General features: G+C 71.5%; 14 protein-coding genes. 11 read left to right on the plus strand and 3 right to left on the minus strand.

Annotation, left to right across the window (positions count from 1 at the left end; all coding sequences use genetic code 11):
• Positions 1 to 18: 18 nt before the first annotated feature.
• Entirely contained in the window at positions 19 to 3,762 is a 3,744-nt protein-coding gene (locus ABZ459_RS05980) for a S8 family serine peptidase (protein ID WP_357966426.1), read from the plus strand.
• A 35-nt stretch (positions 3,763 to 3,797) separates the two neighbouring features.
• On the opposite strand, the gene ABZ459_RS05985 is transcribed toward ABZ459_RS05980, so the two are convergent.
• The 3 genes from ABZ459_RS05985 to ABZ459_RS05995 are packed head-to-tail and all read right to left on the minus strand — an operon-like array spanning position 3,798 to position 6,064.
• Positions 3,798 to 4,751, minus strand: coding sequence for a helix-turn-helix domain-containing protein (locus tag ABZ459_RS05985; RefSeq protein WP_357966428.1), 954 nt, complete (start codon positions 4,749 to 4,751; stop codon positions 3,798 to 3,800).
• A 30-nt stretch (positions 4,752 to 4,781) separates the two neighbouring features.
• Entirely contained in the window at positions 4,782 to 5,609 is an 828-nt protein-coding gene (locus ABZ459_RS05990) for a hypothetical protein (protein WP_357966431.1), read from the minus strand.
• Positions 5,610 to 5,641: 32 nt separating this feature from the next.
• On the minus strand, positions 5,642 to 6,064 hold the full coding sequence (locus tag ABZ459_RS05995; RefSeq protein ID WP_357966433.1) for a hypothetical protein: 423 nt from the start codon (positions 6,062 to 6,064) through the stop codon (positions 5,642 to 5,644).
• Positions 6,065 to 6,219: 155 nt separating this feature from the next.
• Between ABZ459_RS05995 and ABZ459_RS06000 the strand changes: the two genes are divergently transcribed.
• From ABZ459_RS06000 to rfbB, 10 genes are all read left to right on the plus strand, one after another.
• Positions 6,220 to 6,639 (plus strand): VOC family protein, encoded by a 420-nt coding sequence (locus ABZ459_RS06000; protein WP_357966436.1) that lies wholly within the window; start codon positions 6,220 to 6,222, stop codon positions 6,637 to 6,639.
• 39 nt (positions 6,640 to 6,678) lie between these two features.
• On the plus strand, positions 6,679 to 7,038 hold the full coding sequence (locus tag ABZ459_RS06005; RefSeq protein WP_357966439.1) for an MmcQ/YjbR family DNA-binding protein: 360 nt from the start codon (positions 6,679 to 6,681) through the stop codon (positions 7,036 to 7,038).
• A 22-nt stretch (positions 7,039 to 7,060) separates the two neighbouring features.
• A complete protein-coding gene (locus tag ABZ459_RS06010) occupies positions 7,061 to 7,555 on the plus strand; it encodes a GNAT family N-acetyltransferase (protein ID WP_357966442.1) in 495 nt (164 codons plus the stop codon).
• An 83-nt stretch (positions 7,556 to 7,638) separates the two neighbouring features.
• Positions 7,639 to 8,016, plus strand: coding sequence for a hypothetical protein (locus ABZ459_RS06015; RefSeq protein ID WP_357966444.1), 378 nt, complete (start codon positions 7,639 to 7,641; stop codon positions 8,014 to 8,016).
• Positions 8,017 to 8,034: 18 nt separating this feature from the next.
• A complete protein-coding gene (locus ABZ459_RS06020; protein ID WP_357966447.1) occupies positions 8,035 to 8,943 on the plus strand; it encodes an EamA family transporter in 909 nt (302 codons plus the stop codon).
• Positions 8,943 to 9,572, plus strand: a complete 630-nt coding sequence (locus tag ABZ459_RS06025) for a GntR family transcriptional regulator (RefSeq protein ID WP_357967444.1) — start codon at positions 8,943 to 8,945, stop codon at positions 9,570 to 9,572. The genes ABZ459_RS06020 and ABZ459_RS06025 overlap by 1 nt, the downstream gene beginning before the upstream one ends.
• A gap of 72 nt (positions 9,573 to 9,644) precedes the next feature.
• The gene (locus ABZ459_RS06030; protein WP_352364750.1) at positions 9,645 to 9,995 is read left to right on the plus strand and encodes a hypothetical protein; all 351 of its coding nucleotides are present in this window, start codon (positions 9,645 to 9,647) and stop codon (positions 9,993 to 9,995) included.
• A gap of 270 nt (positions 9,996 to 10,265) precedes the next feature.
• Positions 10,266 to 11,720, plus strand: a complete 1,455-nt coding sequence (locus ABZ459_RS06035) for a sugar transferase (protein WP_357966449.1) — start codon at positions 10,266 to 10,268, stop codon at positions 11,718 to 11,720.
• A 2-nt stretch (positions 11,721 to 11,722) separates the two neighbouring features.
• Complete coding sequence (locus ABZ459_RS06040; protein ID WP_357966452.1) at positions 11,723 to 12,790, plus strand: glucose-1-phosphate thymidylyltransferase; 1,068 nt, start codon at positions 11,723 to 11,725, stop codon at positions 12,788 to 12,790.
• Positions 12,787 to 13,716, plus strand: coding sequence for a dTDP-glucose 4,6-dehydratase (gene rfbB / locus ABZ459_RS06045; protein ID WP_357966455.1), 930 nt, complete (start codon positions 12,787 to 12,789; stop codon positions 13,714 to 13,716). Before ABZ459_RS06040 ends, rfbB begins: the two co-directional genes overlap by 4 nt.
• Positions 13,717 to 13,724: the final 8 nt, after the last annotated feature.

The raw sequence follows: 13,724 nt of genomic DNA on the forward strand, positions 1-13,724 counted from the left end.
AGAAAGAGAGCCACCGCCATGCCATTCAGTCGTAGAGCGGCGCTGCTCAGCGCCGCCCTCGCCGCCACGCTCGTCGCGGCCGGCACCGGAAGCGCCTACGGTGACGCGACGGCCCCCGCCGCCGGTGTCACCGGCGTACCGGCGTCGTCGGTCACCACCGCGCGGGTCACCCTCATCACCGGGGACGAGGTCGTCGTGGCCAGCCAGGCCGGCCGTCCCGTCTCGGTCACCGTCACCCCCGGCCGGCGGTCGGCCGGCGACCTGCGCACCTACACGGTCGGCACCGACGTGTACGTGCTGCCGAACGAGGCCGCGCCGCTGGTCGCCTCGGGCCAGGTGGACAAGCGGCTGTTCAACGTCACCCAGCTCATCGCCCAGGGGTACGACGACGCCCACAGCGAGTCGATCCCGACCATCGTGCGGTACACCGGCAAGGGCCTGGCGAAGGCCGGTCCACCCGACGGCGGCCGGGTCACCCGGTCCCTGCCCGGCATCCGGGGCGCGGCCGTCGCCGCGGACAAGAAGCGCGGCGGCGCGTTCTGGGAGGCCGTCGACGACGACACCGCCAAGGCGGGGACGCCCAAGGCCCGGCTCTCCGGCGGCATCGAGAAGCTCTGGCTGGACGGCAAGGTCAAGACGCTGCTCGACAAGAGCGTGCCGCAGATCGGCGCCCCCGAGGCATGGGCCGCCGGTTACGACGGAACCGGCGTCAAGGTCGCCGTCCTGGACACCGGCGTGGACGCGAACCACCCCGACCTGGCCGACCGGATCGCGGAGAGCCGCAGCTTCGTCCCCGGCCAGACGGCGCAGGACGGCCACGGGCACGGCACGCACGTCGCCTCCACGATCGCGGGCAGCGGCGCGGGCTCGGACGGCAAGTACAAGGGCGTGGCGCCCGGCGCCCGGCTGATCGTGGGCAAGGTGCTGGCCGACGAGGGCGCCGGCATGGAGTCGTGGATCCTCGACGGGATGAACTGGGCGGCCCACTCGGGTGCGAAGGTCGTCTCGATGAGCCTGGGCGGCCAGGAGGGCGCCGACGGCACCGACCCGATGGCCGTGGCGGTCAACGAGCTGACCGCCGAGACGGGCGTGCTGTTCACCATCGCCGCGGGCAACAGCGGCCCGGGGGCGACCACGGTGGGCTCGCCCGGCGCGGCCGAGGCGGCGCTCACCGTCGGCGCGGTCGATTCGGCGGACGCGATCACCGACTTCTCCAGCCGCGGTCCCCGCGGCGGCGACGGGGCGCTCAAGCCGGAGATCACCGCTCCCGGCTTCAAGATCGTGGCCGCCCGCGCCGCGGGCACCTCGATGGGCACGCCGGTCGACGGCACGTACACCACGGCGAGCGGCACGTCCATGGCCACGCCGCACGTGGCGGGCGCCGCCGCGATCCTCGCGCAGCGGCACCCCGACTGGACCGCCGCGAGGCTGAAGAACCAGCTCGTCAGCACGGCGCGGACGACGGCCGGCACCCCCGTGCACAGCCAGGGCGCCGGCCGCGTGGACGTGAGCCGCGCCGTACGCCAGCCCGTCTCGGGCTCCGGTGTGATCGACTTCAGGCTCGCCGACTGGGACGCCGGAGAGCCGGCCACCAAGCAGATCGAGTACGTCAACGATGGCGACCAGCCCGTCACCCTGACGCTCGCCGCCAAGGGCGCGGGCGAGGACCTGCCGGCCGCGGCGCTGACCCTGGGCGCCCAGACGGTGACCGTGCCGGCGCACGGCACCGCGTCGGCGGCCGTCACCGTCGACACCTCGGCCGTGCCGGCCGGGGCGCACGGCGCGCACGTCACCGCGACCACCGCCGACGGCCAGACGGTCGTGACCACGGCCGTCGGCTTCGTCCGGGACGTGGAGCGCTTCGACGTCACCCTCAAGGTGCTCGACCGGGACGGCAAGCCGACCACCGGCGCCGCCGTCGTGCACGACATCAACCTCGACAGGCTGGGCCTTCCGGACAGCTACCTGATCGGCGCGGACGGCACCGCCAAGGTCCGGCTGCCCCGGGGCGAGCACGCCTTCATGGCGGAGATCTTCCACTACGCCGCCGAGGGGAACCGGGTCTGGGAGTACACCTACGGCGCCGAGCCGGGCGCGGTCATCGACTCCGACCGGACCATCACGTTCGACGGCGCCAAGGCCGGACCGGTCACCATGGACACCCCGAAGCCGAACCAGACGAACAGGGTCCGGCTCGGCCTGGCGATCCAGAGCGCGGCCGGCACCAACGCCTACGGCCTCGAACAGTGGATGAACGGCGAGACGAAGGTGTACTCCGTCCCGTCCCAGGGCACGAGCAGCCGCTTCGAGTCCCGGGTCGGCTGGTCGCTCACCGCGCCGGAGCTGAAGGCGCAGATCCTCGGCGCCGGGGCCGAGCCGATCGAGCCGGCGTACTTCCGGGGCCGGGCCGGCTCCGCGCGCATCGACGGCACCCAGGTCATGCGGGCCGCGGACGCCGGGACCGGCCGTCCCGAGGACTACGCGGGGCAGGCGGTCCGGGGGCGGCTCGCGCTGGTCAAGCGCAGCGCCGAGCTCACGCCGCAGCAGCAGGTCGACAACGCGGCCGCCGCGGGCGCGGGCGCGGTCATCGTCTACAACGACAAGCCCGACAACTGGGGCGCCGAGAACTGGAGCACGTCGCCGACCAGGATCCCGGCGATGACGCTCGCGGGTGAGCAGGGCGCCCGGCTGGCCGCGGCGGCGGGCCGGGGCAGGCTGCAGGTCCGGCTCACGGGTACGGCGGTGAGCCCGTACGCCTACGAGCTGGTCAAGTACCGGAACGGCGGCGTCCCGGCGGACCAGCGGTACAAGGTGCGCGACGGCGAGCTGGCCACCGTGCAGTCGTCGTTCCACGCGTCGGCGCCGGCCACGGAGGCCGGGTACGTCCGGCTGCTGGTCTCGCCGATGCAGAGCATGGCCTACGCGGTCTTCACCCGGCTGATCATGCCACGGCCCCTCACCGAGTACGTCACGGCCGACCTGCGGACCTGGGAGGCGATGCAGGTGGGCTCGGTCTGGGAGGGCGGCCAGGCGTGGCAGCAGACCGCGCCGTCCGTGCTCAAGGCCGGTCAGCGGGTGTCGCGCGACTGGAACAAGGCGGTGGTCCGCACGGCGCTGCCGGCCACGGTGGACAAGTCGGCGTTCCGCGACGGCGCGACCGGCGTGCTCCTCGCGGGCGGGCTGTTCGACACCGCGCCCGGCCAGACGTACCTGTTCCGCGCCTCCGCCGACAAGGAGCAGTCGACGGTCTACCGCGACGGCGAGTTGCTGGGCACCGCGCCGTCGGCGGCCGTCGCCTTCCCGGTGGTTCCGGAACGCGCCCAGTACCGCGTGGTGACCGACGTGCAGCGGGACCAGCCTTTCTGGACGACCTCCACCAAGGTGCGCACCGACTGGACGTTCCACTCGGAGCAGGCGGCCACCTCCGCCCTGCTGCCGGTCCTGTCGATCGACTACGACCTCGACGTGGACGAGGCCAACAGCGCCCGCGCGAACGCCCCCACCCGCGTCGGCCTCGGCCTGCGCTACCCCAAGGGCCTGGCGGGGCCGCGCATCACCCGGGCCGCCCTGTGGACCTCCGCCGACGACGGCGCCACCTGGCAGCCCGTGCGGCTCGCCGGTGCCGGTGAGCGGGCCTTCACCGGCACGATCAGGAACCCGGCGAAGCCCGGCGGGTTCGTCTCGCTGCGCGTGCAGGCCACCGACGCCGACGGCGGCACCGTCGAGCAGACCGTGACCCGCGCGTACCAGCTACGCCGATAGGTCCAGGTGAGGGGCGTCCCCGGCGGGGGCGCCCCTCACAACGGGATCATGCCGGACCGGGCCGCGTACCAGGCGAGCTGCATGCGGCTGTCGGTCCCGGCCAGCTTCATCAGCCGCCGGATCCGGCGCTGGACGGTGCGCTCGCTGGTGCCGAGCCGGCTGGCGACCGTCTTGTCCGGCATCCCGGACAGCAGGTACGTCATCAGCGTCACATCGGTGTCGTCCCAGGCCGCGACCCCTTCGGTCACGCTCGTGGCGGTGAGCCGCAGCGGGGTCGCCGCCTGCCACACCCGCTCGAACAACTCCACCAGAAGATGGACCAGGGACTGCCCCCTGACCAGGAGGAAGCCCGGTTCCACGCTCGTCTGGTCGGGCAGGACGGGCAGGAGCACGACCTCCCGGTCCACGATGATCATCTTGCTGGGCAGCTCGACGGCGATCCTGATCTCGTAGCCGCCCTTCAGGAACCTGGCGATCTCGGCCGGGGCCCTGGGGTCGTCCAGCGCGGCGCGTTCGTACACGTAGCGGTAGGTGGCCAGGGCGTTGGTGGAGTCGACCAGGTTGACGTCGAGCACGTACGGAGGCCGGAAGAAGGCCAGCACCTCCCGCCGGGCGCCGCGTTCCAGGTTGCCGAGCCAGGTGGCGAGCTGTTCCGGCGTGGTGAGCGCCTCGATCTCGCCCGCGGGCGAGGCCGCGCCCGTGCGGTACACCTCCACCAGCTCGGCCAGCCTGCCCTGCACCTGCTGCAGCGCGGCCTGGCGCTCGGCGATCAGCGTGCCGAGGCCCACGTCGGGGGGCACGGCCGTGTACAACCCGGTGTTGTCGCGGCTGGCCAGGCCGAACGCGACGAGCCGTGTCACGGCCGCCGTCACGGCCGTCACCGGCAGGTCCAGCGCCTCGCCCACGTCGGGGATCGTCACCCGGCGGCGGCGCAGGAGCTCGAGGTAGACGACCTCCTCCTCGTCGCTGAACCCCAGCCTATCCAGCATGTCCCAGCACTTTCCGACTGCCTCGCCGCATCACTGTCGCTCGTACGCGGGCGCGGCCAGCTCCCAGAGGCCGATGGGCCGCAGGGCGCGTGCGGCGGCGAGCAACTGCTTCTCCGGGACGTCCGAGCTGTGGAGTTCCACCAGGGTGTCGCCATGGACGGTGAACACGGTCCTGGTGTCGCCGTCCTTCAGGACCCAGAGGTCCCGCGCGGCCTCGGCGCAGACCATGTCCTCGAGGTCGGCCTCGTCGTCGCACGCCTGCTCCGGGGTCATGGTCGCCGGCCGGATCTCGACCCCGACGCCGCTGGCGGGGGAGCGCTGGTACACGAGGAGGAGCTCCTGGCGGAGGACGGCCACCTCCTCCAGCCGGAAACCGGGCAGGTCGGGCACGACGTTCGTGGTGTCCCGGGCGGCCATGGCCTGCGCCTGGGCGGCGAGCGCGATCACGTCCTGGTTCGACCAGGCCGCCAGGAACATGGACGCGGCCACGCCGATCGCCGAGACGCGTAGCGGTGTGGCGAGCGGCAGGGCGAACCCCGCTCCCACGGCGTAGCCGCAGGCTCCGGCGGCCATGGTGATCAGGCCGACCCGCCAAAAGCCGAGGCCGACGAGGATGGGGAAGGGTGCGGTCATGGTCAGGCCGACGTACAGCGCGACCAGGGCGAAATGCCCCAGCAGCGCCACGAGCCACCAGTTCCGCAACATGGCGTACCAGGCCAGCAACATCCCGGCCGGAAGGGGCGCGAACAACATCAGCAGCAGGTTGCCCGCGGCGTCCTCAGGGCCGTGGAAGGCGATGACGGCTTGTGCCAGGCCCACGACGGCCCCCACGAGGGCCGCCCGGATCAACGCGTTCATGCCCGATCATGGACGATCTTCGCCCATTCCTGTCAAGAGGCGGCATCCGTCCGCTTCCGCTGCGAGAACCAGCCCCAGGACGGCGGCAGGAGCAGCAGGACGAGGACGGGCAGCGGCCCGAGGGCGATCGTGACGAGCAGCCGTACCGGGTCGAGGTGGCCGGAGTCGATCAGGCGCAGTACCACGAAATCGGTGACGACGAGCAGTTCCAGGGCGACGACCGCCCAGCGCACCCACGTGGCGCGGGTGCCGAAGCGGCCCAGCAGCCAGCCGGTCAGCCCGAGGAGCGCCGCCTCCCACGCGACCAGCAGGAGCGGGCCGGGTGCGAGGACGGACAACGCCGCGGCGCCCAGAGAGACAATCGCCACCAGCCCGAACGCCACCTGGAGCGTCATGACGAACCTGGCGGCCCGTACGACGAAGGGCATCGGCTCGGTCCGCACGGTCACCGTCATAGGACAGATGATGACGGACCGGCCGCCCGCCTGGACAGGGGAACCCCGCGTGAATCACGCCTTTCGATCAGGGGACGATCGTCCGCCCCGGGGGCCCTCAATTGGACAGCGGCATGCGCGCAACGGATATTGGACGGGAATGGAGGATCTATTACATGGATGCGCGTCTGGACCATCTCGTTCTCTGGGTCTCCGACCAGCTTGCCGCCCTGCGCTTCTACGAGCAGGTGGTGGGCCTGCCAGGGGTCCGGGGGGAGGAGTTCCGCGAGGGCAAAGCGGGGTTCCCGAGCGTACGGATCGCCGGCGAGACGATCATCGACCTGATGGCGCACGAGGTGTCGAAGGGCGTGGAGGAGGGCACGGGGGTGACGGGCAGCGCCGGACACCAGATCAACCACTTCTGCCTGTCGGTGAGCAGGGAGGACTTCGACGCGCTCCAGGTGCGGCTGAAGGACCACGGGATCGAGGTCACCGGCAAGGGCTCCAACTCCTTCGGCGCCCAGGGCATCGCGCCCGAGACGATCTTCTTCCCCGACCTGGACCGCAACGTCATCGAGGTCCGCTACTACCGCTGAGTCGGCGGAGTTGTCGGTCGGGTTTGGTAGACAGGCTGCATGGGTGTGAGCGTCGATGAGTTCCTTGACCTGGTCCGCGGGTTGCCGGAGGTGACCGAGCATCCCGGCGGGGAATGGGTCGGTTTCAAGGTCCACGGCAAGGGCTTCGGCTACCTGTGGGAGAAGACCGAGACCGTCGGGGTCAAGGCCACGATCGAGGAGCAGCTGGCGCTGGTGGCCGAGCGGCCCGAGGTGTTCGAGGTGCAGTTCACCGCGGGGCGCTTCGGGTGGGTCGTCGTCCACCTCGACAAGATCGACGCCGACGAGCTGTTCGAGCTGATGGCCGAGGCGTGGTGCCTGACCGCGCCCCGGCCGCTGGTCAGCGCGTTCGAGGCGGAGCACCAGATCGCGCCGTCGTGAGCCGGCGGTAGTCTCGGGCAGCGTGACCCCCGTCGACATCCGGCTTCGCGAGTGGCGCGAGGACGACGCCCCGGCCGTGCTGAGCGCGTTCCGTACGCCCGATCTGCGCCGCCAGTCGTCCTTCCCCGTCGTCACGCTCAAGGACGCGGTGGGCTGGATCACGTCCTGGACGGGCGTCGGGCACGCGTTCGCCGTGACCGTCGAGGGCGGCGCGGTGGTCGGCAACGTGGCCGTGGCCGGGATCGACGCCCACGACACCGGGTGGGTGTCCTACTGGGTCCTGCCCGCACACCGGGGGCTCGGGATCGCGACGGCGGCCACCGAGGAGCTGGCCCGGTGGGCGTTCGGCGAGCGCGGGCTGTTCCGGCTGGAGCTGGGGCACCGCACGGACAACCCGGCCTCGTGCCGGGTGGCGACCAAGGCGGGGTTCCGGGCGGAGGGCATCGAGCGCGGCAAGCTCTGCTACGAGGGCGTGCGCCTCGACGTCGAACGCCACGCCCGCCTCGCCACCGACTGACTGGCCCGGCCTGACCCGCCGCGGGGGGCCAGGTGATCGGGTTGGCTGGTCACGTGGTGGCGGGGTGAACTACCCTTTTTCGGGTGGACAGCGAGAGCCGGGCCGCGGCCGGGCTGCTGGCGGCCCTGAGCAGGGCGGCCGAGATCCTCGCCGGCTTACGCCACCCCTTCGTGCGCAGCCGTCCGTTCTCCTGTTTCGTCCCGCCCTCTGGAGTGCGCACGGGCGCCGACTTCGTCCTCCCCGACGGCCGCGAGGTGCGCTTCGAGGTGTCCCTCACCGTCTCCGGCGACGCCTTCCACGTGGAGGGCGGGATCACTGCGGAGGGCGAGCCGCTGCTGGAGCTGCCGCGCAGAAGCCTGCCGAACGTGCACGCCGCGCTCGCCGTCCTGGACGACTACGCGGGCGACGTCGCCGCCCCCGCTGACCGCATGCTGGACGACCTGCTGGACGAAATTGTCTAATTGTCTGACAATGGAGGCATGAAGAACGGACCTCTCGCCGTCGTGGGCGCCTCCGCGCTCTGGGGCACCGCGGGCACGGCGGGGCTGCTGGTCTCGGCCGACTCGGTCGCCCTGGCCGCCGCCCGGCTGGTCATCGGCGGCGCCGCGCTCGGCCTGCTCGCGCGGGCCGGCGTCCGGCGGGCGTTCCGGCCGGGGCTGGTGCCGGCGGCCCTGGCGGTGGCGGCGTACCAGTTGTGCTTCTTCGCGGCGGTCGGGCGTACGGGCGTGGCCATCGGCACGGTGGTCGCGATCGGCAGCGGGCCCGTGTTCACGGGCCTGCTGTCCTGGGCGCTGCACGGACGGCGGCCGAGCGGGCGATGGGCGCTGGCGACCACGGCGGCGGTCGGCGGCTGCGCGGCGCTGATCGTCGGCGGCGGCGCGCAGGCGGGCGGCCAGATGGTCTCGGGCGTGCTGTTCGCGCTGCTCGGCGGCCTGCTCTACGCCTTCTACGCGGTCTCGGCGGCCAGGGCCATCGAGAAGGGGGCCGAGTCGGACGCCGTGATGGGGGTGATGTTCGGCGGTGCCGCCCTGGTCATGCTGCCGGTGCTGCTGGTCAACGGCGTCGGCTGGCTGGGGGAGCCGCGCGGGCTGCTCGCCGTGCTCTACCTGGGCCTGGGCACCACCGCGCTGTCCTACATCCTGTACGGGCGCGGCCTGCGCACCACGCCGGTCGCCACGGCCTCGACGCTGGCGCTGGCCGAGCCGGCCGTCGCCGCGCTGCTGGGCCTGCTGGTGCTGGGCGAGCGGCTGTCCCCGCTCTCGGTCGCCGGGCTGGTGATGCTGGTGCTCGGGCTGGTGGCGGTGGCCGTGCCGGAACGCGGCAGGGGCCGGGCCAGGGAGCAGGGCAGGGAGCGCGACGGGGAAACGGCACTAGCATCACAGCCGTGATGTTGCCCCTCAAACCCGTCTCCACGGTCGGCGCGCTCGCCGACGCCCTGCGCACCCGGGTGCTCTCCGGCGAGATCGCGCCGGGCACGCCGCTGCCCGAGCAGGAGATCGCCGCGTCGTACGGCGTGGCCAGGCCGACCGTGCGCGAGGCGCTGGCCGGCCTGGTGCACGAGGGACTGCTCAGGCGGGAGCGCAACCGCAGCGCCTATGTCCCCGAGGTGACGATCTCGGACCTCCAGGACCTCATGTACGTGCGCCGCCCCCTGGAGGACCTGATGGCCCAGGCCGTGGCCGGCCGCCGGGTGCCCGACGCCGAGGCCGCGCTGCTCAGGTGGGAGGCGCTGCCGGCCGACGCGCCGTGGTCGGCGACCGTGGCCGAGCACATGGCCCTGCACGAGGCGCTGATCGAGGCGGCCGGCAGCCGGCGGCTCGAACGCCTCTACGCCACGCTCGCCGCCGAGACCAGGCTCGGCATGGTGCGTCTGCGCCAGGTCTACCGCGACCGGGAGGTCCTGATCCGCGAGCACCGCGAGCTGCTCGACGCCATCGCGGCGGGCCCGGTGGAGGCGGCGCGGGCGGCCGTCGCGGCGCATCTCAGCCACAACTGGGGCAGTCCCGAGCTCCCCTGAACGGGTGAGCCGTGTGCGTCATTGCGCGCGAGCCCTTGCGGGACAACCCCGGAACTCGCAAGAATCGCGGCCATGCACGGCAACCCGATGCCGGACTCCTACGTATATGTCACCGAAGAGGGCGTCACCCGCCACTACGCCGACGGCAGCGTCGAAGCCCTCGCGTGGGAGGACGTGGTGGAGGTCCGTGTCGCCACCGAATCCGGGGAAGACGTCCTCTACATCCTCCTCGATCGGGACGGCGAAGGCTGCGTGGTGCCGCGTTCCGCGACTGATGCCACCTTTGTCGCCCGACTACGCTACTTGCCCGATTTCGATCTCGACCGGCTGAACCTGGCCGCCGATTCCGCGCGTGACGGAGTTGTGGTCGTGTGGCGCAGCCCTGATCCGCCGTCCGCATTGCCGGACCTGGAGTACGACTAGCGGCTTTGCCTGCCGGTCACCTGGCGAAATGTCGCCATAAACCTCACATTTTCTCGCCCACACGCTGCACTTTTGGATCGTTCCGTCAACCCCCGAAACCCCTAGATCGACGTCCGATTGTGGACATTTCCCGTTATTCCCCAGGTTGGAATCGATCTTTACTCTTTAGTGGGGGCCGCCGCCCTTGATAACGCATGGGTCATTGTCAACCTATGCGGCACAAGGAACGTCCTGTTATCGCGGTGAAAGCAGTTATCACAGGGTGGTGCTATGAGGGTGGGGACTGGGGAGTCCACTGCTGTGCTCCTCGAGGCCGCGCCACGCCTTGAGTCCAACATCTGGACGCGGGCGTATCTGCGGCTCCTGTTAGGTGGGGACACGGCGTGCGCGCTGTTCGCGTGCGCGTGCGTGCTGGGCGTACGCCTGGCCTCCGGCGTGTACGTGCCGATCGCCGAGTACGTGCTCGGGCTCGGCCTGCTCGTCGTCTGGCCGGTCGCGCTCATGATGGCGGGCGCGTACCGTCAACGCGCCAACGGCGAGGGCACCGAGGAGTTCAAGGCCGTCTTCGCCGGCGGCATCGGGCTGATGGCCACCACGGCCATCCTGGCCTACGCCACGCAGACGGCCATCGCGCGCAGCTTCGTCATGGCGATGTTGCCGCTGGTGCTGGCCGCCACGCTCTACTTCCGCTACCGCATGCGCAAGCGTCTTCATCGCAGGCGGGCGATCGGCGAGTACATGCGGCAGGTGATCGCGGTCGGGCACCGGGAGTCGATCCTCGACCTCGTCGTGCAGTTCCGCCGTCAGCCGCACCACGGCATGCAGGTGGTGGGAGCCTGCCTGCCGCACGACACGCTCGACGTCGACCTCGACGGCATCCCCGTGATGGGCTCCTTCGGCGACGTCGCCGAGGTCGTGGCCCACTCGCGGGCCGACGCGGTGGCCGTCCTGGCCTGTCCGGAGCTGGACGGCGCGGCGCTGCGCCGGCTGGCCTGGAGCCTGGAGACCGCGCGTACCGACCTGTTCGTGGCGCCCGCGCTCATGGACGTCGCCGGACCGCGCATCAGCATCAGGCCGGTGGCCGGGATGCCGCTGCTGCACGTGGAGCACCCGGAGTTCGACGGCTCGCGGCAGCTCGTCAAGGCGGCCTTCGACCGGCTGGTGGCCGGCGCGGCCCTGCTGGTGCTCGCGCTGCCGCTGCTGGCGCTCGCCCTGGTGATCAGGCTCACCAGCCAGGGGCCCGCGCTGTTCCACCAGACCAGGGTGGGCAGGGGCGGCAGGGAGTTCCGGGTGGTGAAGTTCCGCACGATGGTGGTCGACGCGGAACGGCTCAAGCACGAGCTGCTCGCGGCGAACGAGTTCGACGGCGTGCTGTTCAAGATAAGGAACGATCCAAGGATCACCCGGGTCGGCGCGTTCCTGCGCCGCTACTCGCTGGACGAGCTGCCGCAGCTGCTCAACGTCATCCGTGGTGAGATGTCCCTCGTCGGCCCCCGGCCGCCGCTGCCGGAGGAGGTCGCCAGGTACGGCGCCGACGTGCGCCGCCGCCTGGTGGTCAAGCCGGGCATGACCGGCCTGTGGCAGGTCAGCGGGCGCTCCGACCTGACGTGGGAGGAGTCCGTACGGCTCGACCTGCGCTACGTGGAGAACTGGTCGCTCCTGCTCGACCTGCAGATCCTGTGGAAGACCTGGTCCGTCGTCACCCGTGGAGAAGGGGCTTACTAGCAGTGAAGGCACTCGTGCTCGCCGGAGGGTCGGGCACACGGCTCCGGCCCATCACGCACACCTCGGCCAAGCAGCTGGTCCCCGTCGCCAACAAGCCGGTCCTGTTCTACGGGCTGGAGGCCATCGCGGCCGCCGGGATCCGGGAGCTCGGCCTGGTGGTCGGGGACACGCAGGCGGAGATCGAGTCGGCGGTGGGGGACGGCTCGGCGTTCGGGCTGCAGGTCACCTACCTTCGCCAGGAGGCGCCGCTCGGGCTGGCGCACGGCGTGCTGATCGCCCGTGAGTTCCTGGGCGACGAGGACTTCGTCATGTACCTGGGCGACAACTTCGTCGTCGGCGGCATCAACGACCTGGTGGACAGGTTCGCCAGGGAACGGCCCGCCGCGCAGATCATGCTGACCAGGGTCGGCGATCCCGGCCAGTTCGGGGTCGCCGAGCTGGACGCGAAGGGCCGCGTGATCGGCCTGGAGGAGAAGCCGGCCCGGCCCAAGAGCGACCTGGCGCTGGTCGGCGTGTACCTGTTCAGCCCGGCGATCCACGCCGCCGTCGCCGAGCTCAAGCCGTCGTGGCGGGGTGAGCTGGAGATCACCGACGCCATCCAGTGGCTGATCGAGGCCGGTCTGCGCGTGGAGTCGTCGGTGATCTCGGGATACTGGAAGGACACCGGCAACGTCACCGACATGCTGGAGGTCAACCGGCTGGTCCTGGAGTCGGTCGAGCCCGGCGTGCGCGGGCGGGTCGACGAGGCCAGCGAGCTGATCGGCCGGGTCGTGGTCGAGCCGGACGCGGTGGTCGAGCGCTCCCGCGTGGTCGGCCCGGCGATCATCGGCCGGGGGGCGCGCATCCAGGACAGCTACGTCGGGCCGTTCACCTCGGTCGGCGCGTCGTGCGTGGTCACCGGCAGCGAGATCGAATACTCGATCCTGCTGCCCCGGGCGTCCATCGACGGCGTCGGCCGGATCGAGGCGTCACTGATCGGCCACGACGTCGAGGTCACCCGAGCGCCCAACACGCCCAGAGCCCACCGTCTCGTGCTGGGCGATCACAGCAAGGTACAGATCACTACATGACAAGAATTCTGGTGACGGGCGGCGCGGGATTCATCGGCTCCCATTTCGTCCGGGGGTTGCACGACGCGTACGTCACCGTCCTCGACAAGCTCACCTACGCGGGGAACCGGGCCAACCTGGAAGGAGTGCGGCACGAGTTCGTCCACGGCGACATCTGCGACGCCGAGCTGCTGCGCGAGGTCGTGCCCGGTCACGACCTGGTGGTGAACTTCGCCGCCGAGTCACACGTCGACCGGTCGATCGAGGGCGCCGCCGCCGAGTTCATGCGGACCAACGTGCTCGGCACCCAGACGCTGCTGCAGGCGTGCCTGGACGCGGGCACGCCCAAGGTCGTCCAGGTCTCGACGGACGAGGTCTACGGGTCGATCGACATCGGCTCCTGGGACGAGTCCGCGCCGGTGCGGCCGCGTTCGCCGTACGCGGCCAGCAAGGCGGGCGGCGACCTGATCGCCCGCTCGTACGCGATCACCTACGGCCTGAACGTGTCGATCACCCGCTGCGGCAACAACTACGGCCCCCGGCAGTACCCGGAGAAGCTGATCCCGCTGTTCGTCACGAACCTGCTGCGCGGCCGACCGGTCCCGCTGTACGGCGACGGCGGGAACGTGCGCGACTGGATCCACGCCGAGGACCACTGCGCCGGCATCCGCCTGGTCGCCGAGAAGGGCGAGCCCGGCGAGATCTACCACATCGCCGGCACCGCCGAGCTGACGAACAAGGAGCTGACCGCCCGCCTGCTCGAAGCCTGCGGCCGCGACTGGGACTCGGTGCGCCACGTCGAGGACCGCAAGGGCCACGACCGCAGGTACTCCCTGGACGACAGCAAGCTGCGCAAGCTCGGCTACCGCCCGGAGATCCCGTTCGAGCAGGGGCTGAAGGACACGATCCGCTGGTACGCCGAGCACCGCGACTGGTGGCCCGCGTGACCGGGCGC

Source organism: Nonomuraea sp. NPDC005692 (assembly GCF_040631115.1).
Lineage (GTDB): Bacteria > Actinomycetota > Actinomycetes > Streptosporangiales > Streptosporangiaceae > Nonomuraea.